A 23789-nucleotide genomic window follows, 5' to 3' on the forward strand; every position below is an offset into this window, starting at 1 on the left:
TCCTCACAGTCCGTTCGGTGAGCCCGCGACCGGCGTTGCCAGGTACGGGAAGGTGGTTCTCAGCGTGTTCGGGTCCAGCTGGACACCATCCGTGAAGGGGACATCCTTGTTGGGAGCATCGGTGGTCAGTGCGCCCATGGCGACACGGAGTTCAGCGTCGACCACGTCATCCACCGGGCGGCGGCCGTTGGGGAAGCCGGCGGTGTCACCACCGAGTACACCCAGGTCGTTCTGGGAGCCGGCGGCCGTGACCGCAATCGCGGTATTCAGCCGGAGCATCTCGGAAGCGGTTACGCCTTCAGGCTTGTTCAGGCCATCGATACCCGTCAGGAAGGCGCTGACCAGGTCTGTTCTCGGGAAGTTGTTCGGTGCCTCGGCGCCGGCACTGCTGAACAGGATTTCCAGCAATTCAGGCAGGGTCGGATTGGTGACGTAGGTCAGGAACTGGCCGTCGTTCATGGGTTCGCTGGCATTGAATCGATCCTTGTCCTTCAGGCCGATCACGACTTCGTTGACCAGCGGCATGCCGAGCCGGGATACCTGGGCCCAGGCACCACCCTCGACGGTGGCTCCCTTGCCGTTAGCAGACGGTGCACGGTTGATCACCCGCGCCTGCCGAACGCTGGCCGTGGTCCAGGCGCCGATCACAGGATCGCCACCGGCGGTCATGGCCGAACCGGTCAGGCAGGAGGTCGGGACTTCCAGTGCGAAGGAGGTGACGTTCTTGTCTACCAGGTCTCCCGGGCCTTCTGCGTCCCGAGCACCGAGCGGATTGGTGTTCACCAGATCGAAAATTTCGCCGAGATTGACTGCAAATGCCTCTTTACGCTGGCCGACGAAGACCCGGCCGTTGGCGCTGCAACCCGGCAGGTTAACGGTGTAGATATGCTGGTCGGCGTAGTTTCCGTAAGCCGCCGGATCCATGTTGCCGCCGAAGGATTTCTCGCCGATGTTGTCCAGCGGCTTGAAGAAATATTCGGTGCCGGAATCCACGTTCGTGGCGGTCTGAACGGTGCCCTTACGGCGATCGCCACTGACGACCTTGACGGTATACCGCTGGCGAACCTGTACGTTTGCGTTGTCGGTGGCATCGCCGATGTTCTTCAGCGGTACCGACACCATCTCACTGCCCACCGGGATCTGCTTGTCGGTCAACTGATCCTCGAAACGGAACTGGAACGTCAGGTCTTCTTTGGCGTCACCGTTGTTGTCGATGTGGATTTCGTAGAGCGCGTCGTCGTCCATGTCGAAGTAATTGGGACCGCCATAGGCATCCTGCAGGGGCAGGTAGTTGGCGATCAGGGTCACGTAATTGCTTCGTCCGGACTCGTAGCTTCGGAACATGTAAAAGTCGGTCGCATCGACTTTGGGCATCTCGGTAATGAACGGGGCCTCGCGATGGCTGGAGGCCTGCGCTATGCCGGTTGAGAGCAGGGTGGCTGCACTCAGCGCCGCAAGGGCGGATGTTTTTATGACGGTGTTCATTGTTCTCTCCTCACACAGATTTTGTTGTGTTGCACAAGGAGAAACGGGCGCCGGTCCGGATGAGATGCACCTGCCTGTAAAAATTTGTAATCGGCCCCGGTTGCTGCATCTCCAATCTCTGTCCCTTCGTATGATTAACAAAAAGGGAGGACCACAAGTGGCTTATGCCCAGAACGACACCGACCATGACCGACTGATGAGGCTGCTGATGCAGATCGCCCGGGATGACCGGGATGCATTCCGGCAACTGTATGAACTGGTGGCGGCCCGAATGTTCGGGATGTGCCTGAAGCTGGCGGGGCAGCGGGATCTTGCCGAAGAGGCGCTGCAGGATGCCTTTGTTCAGATCTGGCACCGTGCAAGCGAATACCATCGCGATCGGGGCGCACCGCTCAACTGGATGATGACCATTGCCCGCTACCGCACGCTGGATCTCATGCGCGCCCGGAAGGCTCGCCCCACGGTGGGTGATGAAGGTCTTGAGGAACTCGATGACGGCCGGGGTGGTCCATTGGAGTCATCCCTGCGTGATGCTGGCGCCAGTCGGTTGACCGGCTGCCTCGATGAGTTGTCTGATGTCCAGAGAGACAGCATCCTGTTGTCCTATTACCGGGGATTTACCCATGAGGAGCTTTCACAGGCCTTGAGCTCGCCGATTGGAACGGTAAAAAGCTGGATTCGCCGTGGACTGATGGCCTTGAAGAGGTGCCTGGAACGATGAAAAAGACACCTGAACGTATCGAGGCACTGGCGGCCGAGTATGTGCTTGGCTCTCTAAGGGGCCCCGCCCGCAGACGCTTCGAACAATGGATGATGGAATCCGGCCGGGTACGCCAGGAAGTATGGTTCTGGGAAGAGCGCCTCAGCGAACTGAGCCGGGAGCTACCCGAGGAGGCTCCGCCCCGGTCGGTCTGGCAAGGTATCGAACGGCAGTTGTGGCCGCAGCAGCCCAAGGCTGAACCGGCCCGGTCCGGGTTTGCCCGTTGGTTCTGGCCCGGTTGGAGCCTGGTGGCCACGGCGGCGGTTCTGGTGCTGGCGGTGGTGCTGGTTCAGCAACCTCGTCAGCCTGCGACGGGCCAGCTCTCCGGGGCGGTGGTTCAGGCCAATATGGAAGATCCGCTGTGGTTGGTGTCCGAGTCGGCGTCCGACCGGTTGTTGAAGTTGCGTTCGGTGGCTGCCACCGCCGCTGCCACCGGTAAGGACTACGAGCTCTGGGTCGTGCCCGAGAGTGGCCAGCCGTTGTCACTGGGTGTGATTCCGGCCGGTGGCGTACACACGGTCCGCCTGAGCGACGAAGCCCGTCAGGCCCTGTCCGAGAGTCGGACGCTGGCCATCAGTCTGGAGCCTCGTGGCGGTTCGCCGACCGGCGCACCGACCGGACCGATCCTGCACGTGACCAAGCTGTACTCGCTGTGACCGGCGCCGCGTCTCACCCTCGGCTGGAAAGCAGGGTGAGACAGAGCTGGGCGTTCTGGATGAAGTGCTCGAACGCCGTTAGTTGCTCGGCGGACGGCGTGTAGCCGGCCGCAGCGTTGTCGGCATAGAACAGTCCCACCAGCCGGTCGCCGGCCCTGAGGGTGCCGGTGAGCGCGGGAACCTTTCCCAGCCACCGGTCGAAGTCGACGCCCGGTGCGTTGGCGGGCGGCTGATAGATGACACAGCCGGTCTCCGGCAAAAGGCAGCCCAGCGGGCCGGACCGATCCTTGTTCAGAATCAGGTTGTCCCGCCAGGCCTCGGTGCCCCGACCGCCGAGTTTTCGGGGGAGCAGCAACTGGCCGGTGCGGTCGCTCATCAGCAGGGCCACCCGTTGCATGCCGACGGCCCGGTGGATTCCCTCGATGACGAGCTGACAGATTTCGTTGATGTCCGGTTTTTCCGCAAGGCTGAGGGTCAGGTCCCTGAGAATCTGCAGTTGCAGGTTGGGATCGATGTCCGGTGCCTTTTCAGGGCCGGATTCCTCCTGGTTTCCCGGCATCATCGCGGTGACCTGGGGAATGCCGAGCGAGACCGCGACCTTGGCGGCTTCACCGGCGTTTACCTTGACCCGGTCGCGGAGGGTGGCCGGTGGCTCGCCGGTGTCCTTGCTCAGGCTATCGAGCACCTTGTCGATCTCGGCGCCACGCCATCCCTGCTCCGCCAGCCTCGCCATCTCCACCGAGTGGCGAACCAGGCTGCTGGCCATGGAGTTGGGCTGTCCCGGCGAGACCACGTCGCGGATGAACGGCCCGAGAGACCAGGCTTCCACCAGACCACGGGTGATTTCCGGAAAGGTGGTGTGCAGGGCGGCTTTCTGAGCTTCAACCGGCGGTTCCTCCAGCCGCAGCCGCTCCTCCAGTTCGCTCGCCTGCGGCGTTTCGCAGGACCAGAAGGCCAGCTCGCCTATGTTCATCAGCAAGGCACCGATAAACACCTCTTCCAGTGCGTTTTCGTTGCGTTTGGGCATCAGGTAGCGGGCCTGGACGGCGGCATGGATAGCTCGCGCCAGGCACCGGAGCAGATGGGGCCGGTCATTGCGTTTGAGCAGGCTGTCGACGAGCAGCGAGGAGATGGCCATGGATTTGACGGCATCGAAGCCGATCAGTGTGATGGCCCGGCTGACGGTGCTGACCTGGGTGCGGGTCTGGTTGTAGAACACCGTATTGGAGAGCCGCAGGACCTGGGAGGTGAGCTGGGCGTCGTTGAGGATCACATTGGCCAGCTCGTTGACCGTACTGTTGCTGCTGTCGGTCAGTTCGTTGATGCGTTTCAGGGTGTTGGCAAGAACCGGCAATTCCACTTTGCTCAGATAGGTGACCCATGCCTTGGTCGATGTCATGCGTTCGGGAAGCGTCTCGCTCTGATTGGTCACGTTATTATTCTCGGGCCGGTTGTGGGTGAGTTGGAAAAAAAGATGCCTCTTGAATGAACAGTTTAGAGCAGGGCTGGCACTCCTGTCAGGTAACCGTTGGTGGCAGCTTTGTAAGGGCAACTACCCATACGGTTTGATGATGATTGGCATTCGTTCTCATTCGGGTTTGCGCTGATAATGCGGTACAATCGCCGGTTTTAACGCTGCACCCACAAGGCGCTGACTGTGATTGTATTCGACCAGGTACAGAAGTCTTATCAGGTGGGCGGCCGGGCGATCCCTGCGCTGCATCCCACCGATATGACCATTGAAACCGGTGAAGTCTTCGGCATTGTTGGTCACTCCGGCGCGGGCAAATCCACGCTGGTTCGGCTGATCAACCTCTTGGAACCGCCTACCGGCGGCCGCATCCTGATTGATGGCGAAGACGTCGTCCGTTACAACCCGGCCCAGCTGCGGGCATTCCGCCGCAAAGTGGGCATGATTTTCCAGCACTTCAACCTGCTGTCGTCCAAAACGGTGGCGGACAATATTGCCTTTCCGATGAAGCTCGCCGGTATCTATTCGAAGACCGAGATCCGGGATCGGGTGGACGAGCTGCTGGCCCGGGTCAGCCTGACCGATCATGCCACCAAGTACCCGTCCCAGCTTTCCGGTGGTCAGAAACAACGGGTCGGCATCGCCCGTGCACTGGCCTGTCGGCCCACGATTCTGCTGTGTGACGAAGCCACGAGCGCCCTGGATCCCCAGACCACCCAGTCGGTCCTGAAACTGCTGGCGGACATCAATCGGGAACTGGGTCTGACCATCGTCCTGATTACCCATGAAATGGACGTGGTCCGCCGGGTCTGCGACCGGGTGGCGGTGATGGACGCCGGCGAGGTGGTCGAGATGGGGCCGGTCAGTGACGTCTTCCTGCATCCGAAACACCCCACCACCCGGGATTTTGTGTTCGAGAGTGAGAACATCGACGGCCAGGAGTTACAGGAAGATCTGCAGAAGGCCAACGGCCGGATCCTCCGCCTGACGTTCAAGGGCGAATCGACTTACCAACCACTGCTGGGCAGCGTGGCTCGCCAGTCCGGCGTGGATTTCAGCATCCTGTCCGGGCGTATCGATCATATCAAGGACACCCCCTACGGCCAGCTGACACTGTCCCTGGTGGGCGGTGACCTGGACCTGGCCATGCAGGCCTTCGATGCTGCAGACGTGCATGTGGAGGTGGTGCGCTGATGGAAGGTTTATTGAGCAATGTAGACTGGGCGGAAATCGGATTTGCCAGCTGGGACACCCTGGTCATGGTCGGGCTGTCGCTTGCGTTCAGCGTGCTGATCGGCCTGCCCATTGGCGTGCTGCTGTTCCTCACCGGCAAGCGCCAGTTGCTGGAACAGCCGGCGGCCTACGCGGTGTTGTCGTTCGTCGTCAACGTGCTGCGGTCGGTGCCGTTCATTATCCTGCTGATCGTGATGATTCCCTTTACCGTCATGCTGATCGGCACCTCCCTGGGGGTGGCGGGCGCCATTCCTCCGCTGGTCGCCGGCGGTGCCCCATTCTTCGCCCGGCTGGTGGAGACCTCGCTGCGGGAAGTGGACCGGGGCATCATCGAAGCCACCCAGGCCATGGGCGCCACGGTACGGCAAATCATCTTCGGCGCGTTGCTGCCGGAAGCCCTGCCGGGCATCATCGCCGGCATTACCGTCACGGCGATTACGCTGGTTTCCTACGCGGCCATGTCCGGTGTCATCGGTGGTGGCGGCCTGGGTGACCTGGCCATCCGCTTCGGTTATCAACGATTCCAGACCGACGTCATGGTGATTACTGTCGCCTTACTGGTCATTTTTGTGCAAGTACTCCAGATGGTCGGTGACCGCCTGGTGCTGTATTTCAGTCGTAAATAGCAACCGTTCGATATAGGTCGGCGGATGGGGTGCCCATCCGACGGCCGTACGCCGCGACTGGCCGTTTTCTCATGATCCACTCAAGGAGTAAATCTATGAACCTCAAAAAGACTCTCGTGGCCCTGGCGGCCGCTGCGGTAACCACCTTCTCGGTGTCCGCTTCCGCGGAAAAACTGTCGGTTGCCGCGACTCCGGTGCCGCATGCCGAAATTCTCAAGTTCATCAAGCCCAAGCTGGCTAAGGAAGGCGTGGATCTGGATATCAAGGTGTTCACCGACTACATCCAGCCGAACATTCAGGTGGCGCAGAAGCGGATGGACGCCAACTATTTCCAGCACCAGCCGTACCTGGATGAGTTCAACGAAGGCCGTGGTACCAACCTGGTGGCTGTGACCGGTGTGCACGTGGAACCCTTTGGTGCCTACTCCAGCAAGATCGACTCCCTTGACGATCTGAAAGATGGCGCCGTGGTGGCGATTCCCAACGACCCGACCAACGGCGGTCGTGCGCTTCTGCTGCTGCAGAAGGCCGGCCTCATCAAGCTGAAAGACGCCAGCAAGATCACCGCGACGCCCCGTGACATCGCGGAAAATCCGAAGAACCTGGATTTCAAGGAGCTCGAACCGGCGACCCTGCCACGCATTCTCGACCAGGTGGATCTGGCGCTGATCAACACCAACTACGCGCTGGAAGCGGGCCTGAACCCGACCAAAGACGCACTGGTGATTGAGGGCTCCGATTCACCCTACGTGAACATTCTTGTGGCTCGCCCGGACAACAAGGACAGTGAGGCGATGCAGAAGCTGGCAGCAGCCCTGCACTCCGATGCCGTGAAGCAGTTCATTCTGGACAAGTATAAGGGTGCAGTGGTTCCGGCGTTCTGATCGGGGTCCTTACAGAGCACGCACAAAAAAGCCGGGCAGCGGATAGGCTGCCCGGCTTTTTTAATAGGGGGTCAGATGAAAACTTCATCTGACCCCATTTTCAGCTTCAGCTTTTACTCGCCGCTCCAGTTGGATTTCGGATCCGGCGTCATCCGCAGGTAGGATTTCACGGCCTTGTAGCCTTTCGGGAAGCGCTGCTTGATCTCTTCCTCGTCCTGGAGGGAAGGCACGATCACTACATCGCCGCCGCGTTCCCAGTTACCCGGGGTCGCCACCTTGTGCTCGTCGGTCAGTTGCAGCGAGTCGATGACCCGGAGCACTTCGTTGAAGTTACGACCGGTTGAGGCCGGATAGGTAATAATCAGCCGGACCTTCTTGTTCGGGTCAATGATGAACAGGGAACGGACCGTCAGGCTGTCGTCGGCGTTCGGGTGGATCATGTCGTAAAGATCGGACACGGTGCGATCATGATCCGCGATGATCGGGAAGTTGACCGCACACCCCTGGGTTTCATTGATGTCCTTGATCCACTCCTTGTGGGAGTCTACCGGATCCACACTCAGGGCGATCGCCTTGACGTTGCGCTTTTCGAACTCGTCTTTCAGCTTTGCCGTCAGACCCAGTTCCGTTGTGCAGACCGGCGTGAAGTCAGCCGGATGAGAAAACAGAATACCCCAGCTGTTACCCAGCCACTCATGAAAGTGAATCTTGCCTTCCGAGGAATCCTGTTCGAAGTCCGGTGCAGTATCGCCTAAACGTAAGCTCATGACTGATCTCCTTGATCGTGTGTGTTGCCAGTAACTTTCAGGGTTCGGCATAACTCTGCCGGAGATGGAATTAACAGTGTATACGACATTTCATGGTGGCGGATGAGGTGAATACAAGGGTGTATCCACCTCATCAAGACACTCATCGTGCGCCTGGGGCCTGTTGCCGGGCGAAGTGCTCACGGGTCAGCTTGAAGACCACGGGGCTCAGCAGCAGCAACGCAATCAGGTTTGGCAGAGCCATCATGGCATTCAGAGTGTCCGCCACGAGCCATACGAAACCCAGTTTGAGCGTGGCGCCCACGGGAATCGCGAGAATCCAGGCAACCCGGTAGGGCACGATGGCTTTGACGCCAAACAGGAATTCGATGCACCGTTCACCGTAGAACGACCAGCCCAGGATCGTTGTGAAGGCGAAGATGGCCAGCGCAATTGCCACGATGTAATTGCCGACTCCGGGCAGGGCTTCGGCGAACGCCAGGGACGTCAACTCGGCGCCGGACACGCCCTGTGTCCAGGTGCCGGAGGTGATGATCACCAGGCCGGTGATGGAACAGATGATAATGGTGTCGATGAAGGTGCCCAGCATCGCCACCATACCCTGGTTGATCGGATCCTTGGTCTGGGCGGCGGCGTGGGCGATCGGTGCAGAGCCCAGGCCGGCCTCGTTGGAGAATATGCCCCGGGCCACGCCAAATCGGATGGCAGCCCAGACGGCGGCACCGGCAAAGCCGCCCTGGGCGGCGATCGGCGTGAAGGCGTGTGAAAAGACCAGGCTCAAAGCAGCCGGAATCTCGGACGCGTTCAGGGCCAGCACGACAACCCCGGCGACAAGGTAGGAGATCGCCATCAATGGTACGAGGGCGCTGGCCACGTGGCCAATCCGGCGGATTCCCCCAATCAGTACCAGGCCTACGAGGACCATCAGGACCACGCCGGATACCCAGTGTGGTACCCCGAAGTTGGCTTCAATGACATCGGCCACGGAGTTGGCCTGAACCGTGTTACCGATACCGAATCCGGCAACGGCGGCAAAAACCGCGAACAGGATGCCCAGCCAGGCCCATTTCTGTCCCAGACCGTTCCGGATGTAATACATCGGGCCGCCAACGTGATCGCCTCGCTCGTCCACCTCCCGGAACCGCACAGCAAGAACGGCTTCGGAATATTTGGTGGCCATACCCACCAGTGCCGTCAGCCACATCCACAGCAGGGCGCCCGGTCCGCCGAGGAACACCGCCGTTGCGACCCCGGCGATGTTGCCAGTACCCACGGTAGCGGAGAGGGCGGTCATCAGTGCCTGGAAGGGCGGAATCTCACCCTCGGCTTCGGCGCCAGTGGCTTTGCGGCCAGTCCACATCAATCGGAATCCGGCACCGAGTTTGCGGATCGGCATCAGCTTCAGGCCGATGCTCAGGAACAGGCCGACGCCCAGAATCAGGACCAGCATGGGAGGCCCCCACACCAGACCGTTAACGCTGCTGAAAAAATGTTGGATGGCTTCCACGGGGATCTCCCTTTGTCTGCCGGATGGAATTGGATTTTTGACCCTGCAGGGTATAACCGGTTGAGTTTAGTCGGATATTTTTCGCTGTAAACTGTTATTGAGGAATCCGATTTCCTTTTGAGTGCCCTTTGCCTATGGTTAGGGGAGAAGCATGCCAGGTTCTGCCTGGTCACACGCGAGCCATGAGAGAGGGATCTGCCTATGCGTTCTTTGAAAGTGTCCGACGTTATGTGGAATCACATCGAACCGATACGGGTCGGCACGCCTCTGACCTCGGTGGTCAAGACGCTGCTCGGCAACCACGTGACCGGATTGCCGGTGGTGGATGATCAGCGGCATGTCCTGGGATTCATCTCGGAACAGGATTGTATTCATGCCCTGCTGGTGAGCGGTTACCATCATGAAGGCGATCCGACGGTAGACGATGTGATGTTTCGCGAGCCGCTGACGGTGTCGCCGGAATTGGCGGTTGTGGATCTGGCACAGAATCTCGGTGCCGGCAAGCCGAAGGTCTACCCGGTAGTGGATCACGGAAAACTGGTTGGCATCGTCACTCGTACCGCTATTCTGTCGGAGCTGGCCAAAACAGGGTTTGGTGTGGAAATGCCTCGATACGCCAGTGCCGACGAAGACTGACTTCACCTATTTTTCAGGACCAGGAAACTTATGGAACTGCTATCGACCAACGTTTGCTTTGACGGAGAGCATCGCCGTTATCGCCACACTTCGGAAACGGTCAACGGCGATATGGAATTTGCGGTCTTTCTGCCGCCCTCGGCAGTGGGGCGAGAGCCGAAGGCGGTGCCAGTGCTCTACTGGCTGTCCGGCCTGACCTGCACCGACCAGAACTTCATGCAGAAAGCCGGCGCCCAGAAGCTGGCCGCGAAACTCGGGCTGGCCATTGTCTGCCCGGACACCAGCCCCCGTGGGCTGAACCTGCCTGGCGAGGATGACAGCTACGATTTTGGCTCCGGTGCCGGCTTTTACATTAATGCCACCGAGGAGCCGTGGGCCTCACACTACCGCATGTACGACTACGTGGTCCGTGAGTTGCCGGAACTGGTGGAGCGTGAGCTACCGGTGTCCGACCAGCGGTCTATCAGTGGCCACTCCATGGGCGGTCACGGTGCCCTCATCTGTGCGCTCAAGAACCCGGGGCGTTACCGTTCAGTGTCGGCGTTCGCTCCAATTGCGAATCCCACCGAGTGCCCATGGGGCCAGAAGGCGTTCCGTGGTTACCTGGGTGATGATCAGAGCCGCTGGGAAGAATGGGATGCCACGATGCTGATCCCGACGGCGCGGGAACGTTTGCCGCTATTGGTGGATCAGGGTACGGCGGATGAGTTTCTGGACAGTCAGCTCAACCCCGACGCCCTGGCGGATGTGTGTGAAAAATTCCATCACCACATCAACCTGAGGATGCACCGGGGCTATGATCACAGCTATTTCTTCATTGCCTCATTCATTGAGGAGCACCTGAACCACCATGCAAGGGCGCTCGGGCTGGCCTGACGGCCCGCCCTTTCCGACGCTGGCTCAGGAGCGGAACCCCCAGATCAGGCTGAAATCCATGGACGGCATGATTTCGGGTTCTTCCAGTGCGCGGATGTTGTATTCGAGCAGGCTGGTATCGCGCTCGAAGGTACCGCTGTAGCGATTGCCCCGCGGACCGAAGATGGCTTTCGCGAATGGACCTCGGGCCCGTACGGGCCTGCCGGTGACCACGGCGACTTCGTTGTTGTCCAGGCGGACGAGGATCCCAGGAGGGTACTCTCCGAGCACTTCCAGCAGGGCTTTCGGGATCGCCGGGCGGAACTTGCCGTCGGCGAGGGTTGCGATCAGGCGTCGGGCCTCGGTCACGGTCATGCGGTTACGGTAGGCGCGTTTGGTGATCATGGCGATGTAGCGTTCCGCCAGAGCTAGAATTTCCGCTTCCGGCCGGATGTCGGTGCCACTCAGACCATCCGGATAACCCGAACCATCCGCCTGTTCATGGTGCTGCGCAATGATGGTGTGCAGTAACGGATTGGTGATGCCCGCGGCTTTCAGGGCTTCGATGCTGCGCTGGGGATGCTTTCGAATCACCCGCCGCTGTTCGTCCGTCAGCACTTTATTCGAGGCATTCAACTGATTGGCGACCGGTACGAGGGCGAGGTTGGCGGTCAGCGCCGCGCCGGTCAGCACCGCGATCCGCTTCTCCTCCAGGCCAAACTGACGACCGATGAACTGACTCAGGATCGCGTAGAAGATGATCTGTTCCTGGATCGTCGGGCCGATCGAGTAGAGATGCACCAGAGCGAGGGTCGCATCCGGTGCTTCCTTGCAGGTTTTCTCGATCATCCGGCAGAGCCCGAGCAGGCGCGGGCGGGCGCTGGCATCGCGGTCGGTGATGGCGGTCAGGGTTGCTTCCAGGCTTTGCAGGAACTCGGCGTAATCGGCAAACGGGTTGCGGTCCCGGTTATCTTCAAAGATCTCTTCCTGCGGTACCTCGATCTTCCGAGGTTTGAAACGGCCTCGTTCGAACAGCTGTTCCAGCTGGCTGTCGCTGTTGATCACGTAACCCTGCCGCAACAGTACGTTGCCGTCGGCATCGTAGACCGTCCAGGGCAGCGGACGGCCGATTTCCAGAGCGCCTGGGGCTATGCGGACGAGGTTGGGCAAGTGGTTATTCCTGAACGTTGTTTCAATAACGTTTTAGTCTAACCCTGAACTTTGGTTCAAGGCCAGTGGCAACAGGCCAGTTGCATCGGGACAGGCGTTAAGAAAGGTGGCGGACGTTAATCGTTAATCAGTGGCAGACGGGGGGATCCCGTCCCCCCGCGGATCGTCGTTATCTTGATCGGCCGGTTGCTCATGGGCGACGGGTAGAGGTTTCGCGTCTACGGTGATATCCGAGATGTTTTTTTGTGCCCGCTCCTGCAACAGACGGGCAAACTCCAGAAGAAGCTCGCGATCCTGCTCGAGAAGGGCAATGAAGATCGTGTTCAGTGCGACCTGCTTGGGATCGCGGTGATCTTTGGAGGCTTCAGAGATCGAAAAAATATCGGCCATCGTATAGCCGAGCGCTTCGGCAATACGATAAAGGAGGTCGAGACTTGGTTTGGCGACGTTGCGTTCTATTCGGGACAGATTGCCAACGTAGGAGTCCGTTCTGTCTGCCAACTCGGCCAACGTCAGCCCTTTCTGTTTTCTAAGTTGTCTCAGTGCCTGACCTAAACTCATAGCTGCCCTGTCTGGTGGAAGAGCCAATCATAATCGGGCTTGCGAAAATTAACAAAACTCAATAGTGGCACGATGTTAAAGTGGCATTATCGGCTATCTAGGTATGCGGTTATCGCATAATAAAAAGAAAACATGTATCTTTTATTGTTGTATTTTGTGTTCGATTTACAAGAAAAATCGTTCACCAGAATTGAACCATAGCGGGTTCGTTGAATCGTTTATTGACCGAGGTTAAAAAACTGTGTCTTTGAAATCCGACTTCCGGTTCCTTCCCGCCTGTGACATCAAATCCGGCAAGTTGATTTATGCCGAAGCGCTCATGTCGGGCGTTGCGGCAATTGGAAGCCCTAAGGATAAAGCGATTCTGTTTGACCAGTTAGTCGATCAGGTGGCTTCAGGTCTGGCAATCACCGGGCCAGATACACGATTGGCCATTAATCTGGATTTCCCGACGATCAGCCAGGCGGACTTTCTGGATCAGTTAAGGAATGCCTGTGACAAACAGGAGCTTGACGCCAAGCGGGTTCAGATTCAGCTGAAGGAACCAGAACTTGTGACGAACGAGGCAGGAGCCTCCGTAGTGTCGAGCTGCCATTCTGCCGGATTTCATGTGGCAGTAGACTGTTTCCTGGGCGACGATGCCAGTTTCTCCATTCTGTCTCACCCCCATATCAGCACGATCAAAGTGGATCAGAGTGTCACCGCCGATATTCGCGAGTGCCCAATCAAACAGAGCTTCATCAAAGGATTGTTTTCCCTGTCGGAATCACTGGAGAAGCAGTTGGTGATCAGCGGGGTAAATTCGGAAGAGCATGTAGCGGTATTGGCCGAATTGGGCCCCCGGTACTTCCAGGGTGATTTCGTGGGAGGACCATTGGCTGCGTTGGAATTGGGAGATTTCCGACCTGCTTTTGCGTCTTTTACGAGAGTAGGCTAGTGTTTTGAGTGCATTAATGGACTTTAAAAAGTGCTCTTTATGATCATCTTGGCGCGATTGACATCGGTACGGTCCGGGCAGGTCCTTACCGACTCGTAGCCGACAACCTTGCCATTTTCGGTCACGGGAGTGACATAGGCGCTTACCCAGTAGAAATCCCCGTTTTTGCACCGGTTTTTCACCATACCCATCCAGGGCTTTCCGGCTTTCAGGTGGCCCCACATGTTCTCGTAGGCCTCCGGTGGCATGTCCGGATGGCGCACGATGTTGTGGGCCTTGCCAATGAGTTCCTCCCGGGAAAAGCCACTGACGTCCACGAAAGCGTCATTGCAATGACGAATGCGGCCTTTGAGATCCGTAGAGGAAATGAGTTTCTGATGTTCCGGAAACGTGCGTTCAGTCTGTGTGACCGGAAGGTTCTTTTTCATAATGAGCTCGTTGGAATCGGTGTCGCCTTGCAGAATATGCCATATCAATAAAATATACAGTTAATAAGTGTATTTAAGGCAATTAGTGCGCCAGGTCCCGTTTAAGGGCAGGGCTCATTCGGAGGTAGAGTCGGGCCCTGCTGAATCAGTTCAGCCAACCCGGGTTTGAAAGTCGAGGTGATGGCGTCGGATAACCAGGCTGATTCCATCGCGGTTACCAGCTGTTGATAACGGCCGTTTTCAATCAACGTCGCCAATCCCGTATCGAATGCCTCCCGGAACCCTGTTGCCTCGTCGGAACTTCGGTTGAACATCAGGTGATACCAGGCCAATCGAACTGGATGCGGATCGAAGGTAATGCGTTCCAGGGTGCTGGCATCGAACGTTTCCGAGAGCATGGCGAAACCGGTCAGTGGGTCCATCGGAAACAGGTCGATTCGTCCGAGCAGCAGTTTCTGGAAATTCGCCCGGTCGGAGGTAGTAATGTCCGGCCGCACCAACCCTCGTGCGATTGCGGTAGCGACCTTCGATCCGTAGGCATAGTCCTGGGTCAGGCCTATCCTCAGGCCGGCCCAGTCCTTGATCGATGACCAGGAAAAGCCGTCGTTCTTCCGGTGGAACAGGACGTACCGGAATGGATACAGCGGACGACTGAACAGAAACTCTTCTTCCCGGGTGGGAGTGCAGCTCCACACCGCCGTTGCATCAAACTGCCCCGATCGCGTCATGGCCAGCGCTCTTGACCAGGGCACGTAAATGAACCGGACCTGAATGTCCTGAGTGGCGAACGCTTCCCGAATCAGCCGCGTAAGAAATCCGCCGCCTTCGGCAGACTGGTCGAGATAGGGGGGCCAGAAACCGGTGCCGATTTCAACGGTGCGCCCCTGGGTCTCAAGGCTGTTGAAAAGCAGAAGAACCAGAAATACGGTCCGGGTGATCCATCCGGCACTGAGCGGGTGCACCATGGCTTTTCCTTAAGACTGTGCGTATGCGAGTAGGTACGGCAGCATCCTCAGCTTAGTTCAGAAATGCGTCAAGTGCATATTGAGGAGTCGCTGACGCCGGTAGTCGCACAGACTTGACCCATTGCGGGCCGCCGGCTTTCAGCAAATTAATGTTAAAAATCGTAGCCCGAGGGCGAAGCATGCGGGGCATTGGGCTATTCTGGGTTGCCATGAAAGCCACCGGTCGGAGATTGATGCTTTACCGTCTGAAAACCGATTTTCGCCTGTCGATCATTACCCTGCTGGGTGTCAGCGGGTTGTTGGGTATTACCCCTTTTGCTGTGATGCGTTTCGTCCAGGGAAACGTTAAGGCGGGTTTTGTCGATGTATGCATTCTGCTGGGCGTGAGCGGTGGTGTGATCTATGCCTGGCTGACTGGCGATACCCGGCGCAGTGGTTATTTCATGGCTGTGGTGTCGTCCTATGGCGCCGTGCTGGTGGGCACCATTGTGGGGGATCCGGGGCTGTTCTGGCTCTATCCCTGCCTGATTACCACGTTCTTCATGACCCCGCCCCGGGCGGCGATCGCCATCAATGTGTCGGCGGTTGGGCTCATGGTCATTATCGGCGAGGCGTTCCGGAGCCAGGTTCAGATGTGGTCGTTCGTATCGACCGCGCTGGTAGTCAGTGCCTGTGCTTTCGTCTTTGCCAGCCGGAACCAGGATCAGCGCCGGCGGCTGGAGCATCTCGCCACGGTGGATCCCCTGACCGGGGTGAAAAACCGCCGGTCCATGGACGAGGAACTGGATGCGGCAGCGGCCAGCGCCGAACGGACCGGTATTTCCCACGCCCTGGTTATACTCGATATCGATCACTTCAAACGCATCAACGACGAGTTTGGCCACACTGCGGGTGATGAGGTCCTGGTGGATCTGATCGCTTTGCTGGAGCAGAACACCCGGCGGTCGGATCAGCTGTTCCGGTTTGGTGGCGAGGAATTCGTGCTGCTGCTCGCGGGTGTGGATGGCGACGGGCTCAAGGCCGTACTCAACAACCTGCAGCAGACCCTGCGCAAATACCTGAAATCGCCCGGCGGCCCGGTGACGGCGTCTTTCGGGGTAGCAATTCTCAGGCACGGAGAGAGCGTGGGAAGCTGGCTGAGCCGGGCCGATGATGCCCTTTATCAGGCCAAGGAATCCGGGCGGGACCAGATCGTGTTCAGTGATGAACTCATGCACCAGGCGCAGTTTCAGCCGACCTGAACCGGAACAGCCGCCACCCGAGTAGCAGGCCGGCCGAGGTCAGACCGCCGGTCAGGCCCACCCAGAATCCCGCAGCCCCCATGGCCGGCCAGAGTACGTCAGTGAACGTCAGGAGATAACCGAGCGGCAGGCCCACCCCCCAGAATGAAAACAGCATGATGAACATGGGGATACGGGTGTCCTTGTAGCCCCGCAGGGCGCTGATGCAGGTCACCTGCACGACATCCGCGATCTGGAACAGTGCCGCGAAACCGAGCAGGCGGATGGTGACCCCGCGAACGTCGGCCTCACTGGAATATAGTCCCGCAATCTCCGGTGAAAAGACGTACAGCAGGGACGCGAACAGCAAGGCAATCAGCGCCGCAAGGATCAGCGAACTCCGGGATATGAGCCGGGCGGTATCCGGGGCCTGTGCGCCGATCAGGAAGCTGACGCGCAAGGTCAGTGCCATGCCCAGACTCAGGGGCAGCATGAACAGCAGGGAGACCACGTTCAAGGCGATCTGGTGCCCGGCGACCACCACCGGACCGAGCGGCGCAAGGAACAGCGCGATTACCGAAAACATGCTCGCCTCGACAAAAATCGTAAAGCCGATCGGCAGACCGATACGCAGGATGTCGACCATTTCGCGCAGAACCGGCCTCGACCAGTCGGTCACCAGATGGAAGCGGCGGTAAGCCTGACTCCGGTTCAGATAGGCCAGCAGGGCCAGCGCCGCGATACCGTTGGCGATGGAGGTGGCCCAGCCGCACCCGATGCCCCCCATGGCCGGCAGCCCCAGCTTCCCGAACATGAACACGTAGTTCAGTGGCAGGTTGATCAGGGTGCCGAGCACGGAGAACGCCATAATCACCCGGGTATGGCCCAGGCCATCGGTGAGGCCGCGAAGGGCGGTCATCAGCAGAAGTGCGGGAACCCCCCAGGCAAAGGCATCGAGATAGCCCTGGGTGATGTGGGCGGTGTGGGTATCGAGTTCCAGTCCGGTGAGCACGGGCCGGACGTTAATCAATAACCCGATCATGATGACCGAACCGGCGGCAGCCAGATACAGCCCCTGCCAGGTGATCGGCATGATGCGGTGGAAGGTCCGGGCCCCGTTGTGTCCGGAGATGATTGGCTGGAGCGCACCAAGGGCGCCCATGAAGAACAGGAACAGGGGCATCCATAGGCTGCTGCCGATGCCTACTGCCGCAAGATCTTCTGCGCTGGCATGGCCGGCCATGACGGTGTCGATGACGCCGTTGGCCATCTGGGCAATCTGGGCGATCAGGATGGGGCCGCCCAGAATGGCCAGCGTCTGCCATTCTTCCAGCATCCGGCGCAGCCGCGGTTGCCGGCTATGGGGCAATGGCTGATGCGTCTCGTCCATCGGTGCTCCGGCGCCTTGATCATCCTCAAAAACAGGCCTGCATCCTACCGGAAAAGTCGGTAAAGTACGCCCCTCTTCAAGCAGGAGCGTGTGTGCTATGGGTTTGCTGGTTTTCGTAACAATCCTCTGGGCCTTTTCTTTCAGTCTTATCGGAGAGTTCTTGGCCGGGCAGGTCGACAGCGATTTCGCGGTGCTGAGCCGGGTCCTGATCGGCGCCCTGGTGTTTTTGCCATTTACCCGCTGGCGTGGCGTGCCCGGAGGCATGAAATTGGGCATCCTGGCCACAGGCATGCTGCAGTTTGGTATCACCTACCTGTGCCTGTACCGGTCGTTCAGCTACCTCACCGTGCCGGAAGTGTTGCTGTTCACCATCTTCACGCCCCTGTACGTCACCCTCATAGACGATGCCCTGTTCCGGCGCTTCTCACCGGTTGCCCTGCTGGCGGCGGCGGTGGCCACGCTGGGGGCCGGCATCATCCGCTACGATGGACTGAGCGAGGACTTCATCATCGGTTTCCTGTTGCTGCAGGTGGCCAATTTCACGTTTGCGGCCGGACAAGTGGGCTACAAGCACGTGATGCAGCATTTTCCCATCGAACTGGGGGCGCACCGTACCTTCGGCTACTTTTTCCTGGGCGCGTTGACCATTGCGCTGCCTTCTTTCCTGATTTTCGGGCATCCCGATCGCCTGCCGTCCACTTCCCTGCAATGGGGCGTTCTGGCCTGGCTGGGTTTTGCGGCTTCCGGCCTCGGCCTGTTCCTGTGGAATCGTGGCGCGTGCAAGGTCGACGCCGGCACTCTGGCCATCATGAACAACGCGTTGGTGCCGGCGGGTCTGCTGGTTAACCTGCTGATCTGGAACCGGGACGCTGATCTGATGCGGCTCGCGGTTGGTGGCGGCGTGATTGCCTTTTCCCTGTGGCTCAATGCGCGGTTCCATCCACGGGCAAGGCTGGCGGCCAGCGCCTGAAAATAGGTGATCCTGACGACTCAAGATTGGGTCTGGCTGGCCGTTAACTTCCCCTGAATTCCGTTGTGTTGGTTGCAATATCCGGACAGGCTCCGGGGTATTGTGGTTTTGGTTATCCCGGGGCGAAATCCCGGGAACAGTAAGGTTGGTCTATGCGCAAGAATCTCCCGGTTACCCAGCGTGAAGTGAGAATGCAGGAAGGTGGTCGACTGATCAGTACCACCAGTCTCAAGGGAGTGATCACTTACTGCAATGACGAGTTTGTGGACATCAGCGGCTTCTCCCGCGATGAGCTCATGGGCCAGGCCCATAATATTATCCGTCATCCCGATATGCCCCCGGCGGTCTTCAAGGATATGTGGGATTACCTCAAGGCCGGGAAAGCCTGGATGGGGGTTGTCAAAAACCGGACTAAATCCGGCGACCATTACTGGGTGAACGCCTATGTCACCCCCATCCGCGAAAACGGCCAGATGATTGGCTATGAGTCCGTTCGGGTGGCGCCAACCCGGGAGCAGATTGCGCGGGCGGAAGCGCTCTATGCCCGGATCAACGCTGGCAAATCCCTGCTCAGTGGTATGGGGCGAGTTGTCTCCATCGTGAAATCGGGATGGCCCTGGATCTTCTCGTTGGCTGTCAGTCTCGGGGCACTGTCGACCGGCAATGTGGCCCTGGCGGTCGGCCTGATTATCGGTGCGCACGTTCTGGGTGCGGCCTTCTTGCTGAAATCCGTTACCGGCCGTCTGAACCGGCTGCTGGACCTGCGTCCGGATGCGTTCAAGGATCCGGTGGTGGCCCGGACCTACAGCGACGAGAGCGGCCTGTTCTCCCAGATGGCCCTGCTGCTGATCAGTGAGGATGCCCGCATCCGCACCGCGCTGGCCCGTATTGACGATCAGGCCGAGCTGCTGGCCGAGCAGGCCCGGGCCTCCCATGGCTACATCACCGAAGGGGCGTCCGCGATCGCACGGCAACGTTCGGAAACCGATCAGGTGGCCTCCGCGGTGAACGAAATGACCGCCTCCATTCATGAAGTCGCCGAATCGGTGACGGGCAACGCCCGGGAAGCCGAAGAGGCGAATCGTCTGGCGGATACGGGGAGCCAGCGCAGTGCCGAGGCACTGGAGGCTATCGAAGAACTGGTGGGCCGGGTCAACAGCATTGGTTCGACCATCGAAAAGCTGGGTGAGTCCACGCAGAGCATTGGCGAGGCGGCCAATCTGATTTCCGAGATCGCAGAGCAGACCAATCTGCTGGCACTGAATGCCGCCATTGAAGCGGCCCGCGCCGGCGAGCAGGGTCGAGGGTTTGCGGTGGTGGCGGACGAGGTTCGTTCCCTGGCACAGCGCACCCGGGAATCCACCGTGCGGATCCAGGATGTGATCGACGATTTCCGCCAACAGGTCGAGACTGCGGTACAGGCGACCCGGGACGGTGAAGCGGTGGCCGGCCGCGGGCTGGACAAGGTCCGGGATGCCGAAGATTCGCTGAGGGCGATCGTGTCGTCGATACAGACCATCTCTGACAGCTTCATCAGTATGTCTGCGGCCTTCGAGGAGCAGAGTCAGGTGTCGGAGGAAATCAACAAGCAGGTGGTCAACATCTCCGAGCTGGCGGATCAGAGCGATCAGCAGGCCGACGCGGCCCGCAACAGCAGTAACCAGCTGAGTACTATGGCCAAGGGTCTGAAAGACCTGGTGTCCCGCTTTATCAGCAAAAACCACTAGTTATAACCGGGGTCCCGCTGCAGTTGGCACGCGGGGCCCGGTTCCTCCCTCGCCGCCTCTGGCATCCGTTGGCCGGTACTGGCAGAATCGCGCCCCAATAGCGTTCGGGCCTGTCCCGGCACGCACTCTTTGTCTCATTCCCTAGCCAAAAGCACAGGAACCCATCATGACTCAGTCCAACCCGTCTGCAGCCAATGGTGACACGTCATCCCGTGGCCTCTGGTCGTCGCGGCTGGCATTCATTCTGGCTGTGACCGGCTCTTCCGTCGGTCTCGGTAACGTCTGGAAATTCCCCTACATCACCGGTGAAAATGGCGGCGGCGCCTTTGTGCTCGTGTACCTTGCCTGCATTGCGGTCATTGGCATTCCCATCCTGATGGCCGAGGTGTTCCTTGGCCGGAACGGGCGGCATAATCCCATTACCAGCATGCGTCTGGTGGCCGAGCGCAATCTGGCGTCGCCGCTCTGGCGGGTTTCGGCCATTGTTGGCATGATCGCAGCGTTCGTCATTCTGTCGTTCTATTCCGTCATCGGCGGCTGGGCGGCGGCCTATATCGGGCACGGCGCCACGGGTGATTTCGTCGGTGGCAATCCCGATACCATCAACGCTATGTTCGGTAACTTGCTGGCCAGTCCCGGCGAGTTGCTGCTGTGGCACAGTCTGTTCATGGCCCTGGTGGTTCTGGTTGTGTCCCGGGGCCTGAAAAAAGGGCTGGAGCGTTCGGTGACCATCCTGATGCCCGCCCTGTTCGTGCTGTTGCTGGTGGCGGTCGGCTATGCCACCACCACTGGTCATTTCGGGGAAGCCGTCACCTTCCTGTTCAAGCCGGATTTTGGAAAGCTCTCCATCAATGGCGTTCTGATTGCCCTGGGCCATGCTTTCTTCACCCTGAGTCTGGGTATGGCGATCATGATGGCGTATGGCTCTTATCTGGGGCGCGATGTGTCCATCGGCCGCACGGCGGTGATTGTTGGTGTCACCGACACCCTGGTGGCACTGCTGGCGGGGCTGGCGATTTTCCCGGTGGTGTTCGCCAACAACCTCGAGGCGGGGGCCGGTCCCGGCCTGATTTTCCAGACGCTTCCGCTGGCCTTTGGCCAGATGCCCATGGGCAGCGTGTTCGGTACCCTGTTCTTCGTGTTGCTGGTGTTCGCGGCCTGGACCTCGGCGATCTCGCTGCTGGAACCCGTGGTTGAGTGGGTGGAAGAGAAGACCACCCTGGGACGCTCCGGCAGTGCCATGCTGGTCGGTTTCCTGTGCTGGGCGCTCGGTATCGTCTCGATACTGTCGCTCAACCTCTGGTCCGACGTCACGCCACTGGCCATGTTCGAGCGGTTTGAGGGGAAAACCTTCTTCGACCTGATGGACTACTTTACCGCGAACGTGATGTTGCCGCTGTCGGGCATGCTCACGGCGCTGTTTGTGGGCTGGTGTGTGGCCCGGGAATCGCTGAAGAAGGATGTGGGCCTGGATGGCAAGCTGTTCGGCGTATGGTATGGCCTGACACGCTATGTCACGCCGGTTGCCGTTGCCGTGGTGTTCGTCTACAACCTGTTGTCCTGATGACCGGCGTTTCGTCCGGAATCGGAAAGCCCGGTCGCTATGTGGTCCGGGCTTTTTTTGGTTTATACCTACACCGTGAACCGGGCGACCTGACTCCTCAGGCTCTCGGCCAGGCCCGCCAGTTCCGAGCTGGCACCGGACACCTGGCCGGTGGAGGTGGCGGTCCGGTCACTGACGTCACGAATCAGGGTAATGTTTTCATTGATCTCTTCGGCCACCGAGGTCTGTTGTTCCGCCGCCGTGGCAATCTGCTGGTTCAGTGAGCGAATGCTTTCAACGGCCTGGGTGATGGTGCCGATGGCCTCGCCGGTGATGTGGGCCGTGCTCAGGGTGTCTTCCGCCAATCGTGCTCCCGCCGCCATGACGGTGACGGTCTCTTCGGCACTGTTGACCAGCCGATCAATCAGCTCTTCGATTTCCGACGCTGACTGCTGGGTGCGTTGAGCCAGCGAACGGACTTCGTCCGCGACCACGGCAAAGCCCCGGCCCTGTTCGCCGGCCCGGGCTGCTTCGATCGCGGCATTCAGCGCGAGCAGATTGGTCTGTTCTGCCACCGATTTGATCACGTCCAGAACGGTTCCGATGTTTCGGGTGTCCGATTGAAGCGCGTGGAGGCGTTCCTGCACCTGGATCACCTGGGCGTTAAGCTCGGTCACTTTCGCCACCGTCTGCTCCACTGACTGCTCTCCGGCACCGGCCTTGTCGCTGGCATCGGACGCGGCGTTTGAGGCGTCCTCGGCATTGCGTGCCACCTCGCCCACGGTCGCAACCATTTCATTCATGGCCGTTGCGACCTGATCGGTCTGCTCGCTCTGCTCAGTGACACCGCGACTGTTCTCGGCAGTGATCTCAGTCAGCTGGCTGGACGAGGACGCGATGTCGTTGGCGTTTGCATTGATCTGGTGAACCAGTCCCCGGAGGCTTTCGATCATGGTGCCGAGGGCATTGAGAAGCTGCCCGGATTCGTCGGTCCGATCACTGCTCAGGTTGGCAGACAGGTCGCCACCGGCCACGTTTTTCGCCGCATCCACCGCCGCACGGATTGGCCGCACAATGCCGCGAGTGAGCAGGATGGACAGCACAATGCCGATCACAATGGAAACCAGTGTGGCAATGGCAATTGCGATGATCGCCTGCCGCTGCTGGCTCTCCATCCTTGCCACCTCCTGCTTCTGCAGGTCGGCCGCTGCGGCCATGCTCTGCTTGGCCACGGTTTCCATGTTCTGGTTCAGCTCTTCGGTCTTGCTGATCAGCGCTGCCGCCTCGTGAAAAGCCTCGGCATAGTTATTGAACAACTCCTTCGCCTGTTTTTTCTCGTCGTCACTGAGCGTGGAGGACCGTATGGAGGCGAGACTCCGCTCCAGCCGCTGATCGAACTGGTCGATGGAGTCGGCTTCCCGGGTAATCAGATAGTTCCGTTCTTCCCGCTGCATCTGCTTGAACATGGCGTTGGCCAGGTAAAGCCGGGTCTCGTTGTTCATCTGTGCTTCCAGAACCCGGCCCTGCATGGTGAGGTTGTCCCGGGCGGTTTCGGTCTCCGTCTGAATATCGACCACCTGCTGCAGGAGCTTTCCGAACCGGAGCGCACCGGCGCTGATCTGTGCCGGAAGTTCGCTGTTGTTCCCGGTCAGGGCGCCCGCTTCATCCGACGCCTGCTTCAGCAACTTTGTGGCCGCCTCCGCGTAGGCCGGATCGTTTTCCAGCAGGAAATTCTTCTCTTCGTTTCTGGCCTGCAGGAGCACCGCCTCGATCTGGCTGGTCCGGGCAACGTTGTTGGCACTCGTTCCATACTGGTCCAGCGCCCGGATACCGATCAGGCCTGTGCTGACCGTCAGGACAATGAGCAGGGTAAAACCAATGGCGAGTTTCTTGCCTATGGTGAAGGCGGTGAATACGCGGGGAAGCGACGGCATAGCTGCGACCTCTGATTTGTTATTGTCATGAGGAAGGTCGGGGAGCGACCGTCAGGCGCTCCCC

General features: G+C 59.4%; 21 protein-coding genes and 1 pseudogene. 12 read left to right on the forward strand and 10 right to left on the reverse strand.

Translation table 11 applies throughout. The features are described 5' to 3' along the window. Positions 1-3: 3 nt before the first annotated feature. The gene (locus MSNKSG1_RS15735; RefSeq protein WP_008940284.1) at positions 4-1485 is read right to left on the reverse strand and encodes a DUF4331 domain-containing protein; all 1482 of its coding nucleotides are present in this window, start codon (positions 1483-1485) and stop codon (positions 4-6) included. Between the two features lie 157 nt (positions 1486-1642). Here MSNKSG1_RS15735 and MSNKSG1_RS15740 point away from each other — a divergent pair, with 157 nt between their 5' ends. Together MSNKSG1_RS15740 and MSNKSG1_RS15745 are read left to right on the forward strand one after the other, a co-directional pair. Beyond that, positions 1643-2206, forward strand: coding sequence for a sigma-70 family RNA polymerase sigma factor (locus MSNKSG1_RS15740; protein ID WP_008940285.1), 564 nt, complete (start codon positions 1643-1645; stop codon positions 2204-2206). Further along, a complete protein-coding gene (locus MSNKSG1_RS15745; protein WP_008940286.1) occupies positions 2203-2901 on the forward strand; it encodes an anti-sigma factor in 699 nt (232 codons plus the stop codon). Before MSNKSG1_RS15740 ends, MSNKSG1_RS15745 begins: the two co-directional genes overlap by 4 nt. A gap of 13 nt (positions 2902-2914) precedes the next feature. Here MSNKSG1_RS15745 and MSNKSG1_RS15750 read toward each other — a convergent pair whose 3' ends face one another. Further along, complete coding sequence (locus MSNKSG1_RS15750) at positions 2915-4333, reverse strand: HDOD domain-containing protein (RefSeq protein WP_008940287.1); 1419 nt, start codon at positions 4331-4333, stop codon at positions 2915-2917. A 225-nt stretch (positions 4334-4558) separates the two neighbouring features. Here MSNKSG1_RS15750 and MSNKSG1_RS15755 point away from each other — a divergent pair, with 225 nt between their 5' ends. From MSNKSG1_RS15755 to MSNKSG1_RS15765, 3 genes are all read left to right on the forward strand, one after another. Next, the gene (locus tag MSNKSG1_RS15755; protein ID WP_008940288.1) at positions 4559-5566 is read left to right on the forward strand and encodes a methionine ABC transporter ATP-binding protein; all 1008 of its coding nucleotides are present in this window, start codon (positions 4559-4561) and stop codon (positions 5564-5566) included. Further along, positions 5566-6231: a methionine ABC transporter permease gene (locus MSNKSG1_RS15760; protein WP_008940289.1), complete on the forward strand. Its 666-nt coding sequence runs from the start codon at positions 5566-5568 to the stop codon at positions 6229-6231. The genes MSNKSG1_RS15755 and MSNKSG1_RS15760 overlap by 1 nt, the downstream gene beginning before the upstream one ends. Positions 6232-6326: 95 nt before the next feature. Beyond that, complete coding sequence (locus MSNKSG1_RS15765) at positions 6327-7115, forward strand: MetQ/NlpA family ABC transporter substrate-binding protein (RefSeq protein WP_008940290.1); 789 nt, start codon at positions 6327-6329, stop codon at positions 7113-7115. 113 nt (positions 7116-7228) lie between these two features. Here the strand turns inward: MSNKSG1_RS15765 and MSNKSG1_RS15770 are convergent, their stop codons facing one another. Beyond that, positions 7229-7882 (reverse strand): peroxiredoxin, encoded by a 654-nt coding sequence (locus MSNKSG1_RS15770; RefSeq protein WP_008940291.1) that lies wholly within the window; start codon positions 7880-7882, stop codon positions 7229-7231. 142 nt (positions 7883-8024) lie between these two features. Beyond that, positions 8025-9389, reverse strand: a complete 1365-nt coding sequence (locus tag MSNKSG1_RS15775; protein ID WP_008940292.1) for an alanine/glycine:cation symporter family protein — start codon at positions 9387-9389, stop codon at positions 8025-8027. Positions 9390-9590: 201 nt separating this feature from the next. Here MSNKSG1_RS15775 and MSNKSG1_RS15780 point away from each other — a divergent pair, with 201 nt between their 5' ends. Together MSNKSG1_RS15780 and fghA are read left to right on the forward strand one after the other, a co-directional pair. After that, the gene (locus MSNKSG1_RS15780; RefSeq protein ID WP_008940293.1) at positions 9591-10025 is read left to right on the forward strand and encodes a CBS domain-containing protein; all 435 of its coding nucleotides are present in this window, start codon (positions 9591-9593) and stop codon (positions 10023-10025) included. A 30-nt stretch (positions 10026-10055) separates the two neighbouring features. Beyond that, positions 10056-10901 (forward strand): S-formylglutathione hydrolase, encoded by an 846-nt coding sequence (fghA, locus tag MSNKSG1_RS15785; RefSeq protein ID WP_008940294.1) that lies wholly within the window; start codon positions 10056-10058, stop codon positions 10899-10901. A gap of 24 nt (positions 10902-10925) precedes the next feature. Here fghA and MSNKSG1_RS15790 read toward each other — a convergent pair whose 3' ends face one another. After that, positions 10926-12050, reverse strand: a complete 1125-nt coding sequence (locus tag MSNKSG1_RS15790) for an HD-GYP domain-containing protein (protein WP_008940295.1) — start codon at positions 12048-12050, stop codon at positions 10926-10928. Between the two features lie 123 nt (positions 12051-12173). Then, the gene (locus MSNKSG1_RS18765) at positions 12174-12611 is read right to left on the reverse strand and encodes a helix-turn-helix domain-containing protein (RefSeq protein WP_083871119.1); all 438 of its coding nucleotides are present in this window, start codon (positions 12609-12611) and stop codon (positions 12174-12176) included. Positions 12612-12852: 241 nt separating this feature from the next. Here MSNKSG1_RS18765 and MSNKSG1_RS15800 point away from each other — a divergent pair, with 241 nt between their 5' ends. Then, complete coding sequence (locus tag MSNKSG1_RS15800; protein ID WP_040886998.1) at positions 12853-13548, forward strand: EAL domain-containing protein; 696 nt, start codon at positions 12853-12855, stop codon at positions 13546-13548. Between the two features lie 41 nt (positions 13549-13589). Here the strand turns inward: MSNKSG1_RS15800 and MSNKSG1_RS15805 are convergent. Further along, positions 13590-13976, reverse strand: a pseudogene (locus MSNKSG1_RS15805) (PAS domain-containing protein); the annotation flags it as partial. Positions 13977-14077: 101 nt separating this feature from the next. Then, positions 14078-14941 carry a substrate-binding periplasmic protein gene (locus MSNKSG1_RS15810; protein ID WP_008940299.1) on the reverse strand — a complete coding sequence of 288 codons (864 nt, stop codon included), beginning with the start codon at positions 14939-14941 and terminating at the stop codon, positions 14078-14080. Positions 14942-15174: 233 nt separating this feature from the next. Between MSNKSG1_RS15810 and MSNKSG1_RS15815 the strand changes: the two genes are divergently transcribed. Further along, positions 15175-16182, forward strand: a complete 1008-nt coding sequence (locus MSNKSG1_RS15815; protein WP_040887012.1) for a GGDEF domain-containing protein — start codon at positions 15175-15177, stop codon at positions 16180-16182. Here MSNKSG1_RS15815 and MSNKSG1_RS15820 read toward each other — a convergent pair. Continuing rightward, entirely contained in the window at positions 16151-17551 is a 1401-nt protein-coding gene (locus MSNKSG1_RS15820) for an MATE family efflux transporter (protein WP_008940301.1), read from the reverse strand. The genes MSNKSG1_RS15815 and MSNKSG1_RS15820 overlap by 32 nt on opposite strands. Before the next feature lie 97 nt (positions 17552-17648). Between MSNKSG1_RS15820 and MSNKSG1_RS15825 the strand changes: the two genes are divergently transcribed. From MSNKSG1_RS15825 to MSNKSG1_RS15835, 3 genes are all read left to right on the forward strand, one after another. After that, positions 17649-18521, forward strand: a complete 873-nt coding sequence (locus tag MSNKSG1_RS15825) for a carboxylate/amino acid/amine transporter (RefSeq protein ID WP_008940302.1) — start codon at positions 17649-17651, stop codon at positions 18519-18521. Positions 18522-18673: 152 nt separating this feature from the next. Continuing rightward, a complete protein-coding gene (locus MSNKSG1_RS15830; protein WP_008940303.1) occupies positions 18674-20248 on the forward strand; it encodes a methyl-accepting chemotaxis protein in 1575 nt (524 codons plus the stop codon). Between the two features lie 166 nt (positions 20249-20414). Beyond that, positions 20415-21812: a sodium-dependent transporter gene (locus MSNKSG1_RS15835; RefSeq protein ID WP_008940304.1), complete on the forward strand. Its 1398-nt coding sequence runs from the start codon at positions 20415-20417 to the stop codon at positions 21810-21812. A 68-nt stretch (positions 21813-21880) separates the two neighbouring features. Here the strand turns inward: MSNKSG1_RS15835 and MSNKSG1_RS15840 are convergent, their stop codons facing one another. Next, on the reverse strand, positions 21881-23725 hold the full coding sequence (locus MSNKSG1_RS15840; protein WP_008940305.1) for a methyl-accepting chemotaxis protein: 1845 nt from the start codon (positions 23723-23725) through the stop codon (positions 21881-21883). Positions 23726-23789: the final 64 nt, after the last annotated feature.

Source organism: Marinobacter santoriniensis NKSG1 (assembly GCF_000347775.1).
Lineage (GTDB): Bacteria > Pseudomonadota > Gammaproteobacteria > Pseudomonadales > Oleiphilaceae > Marinobacter > Marinobacter santoriniensis.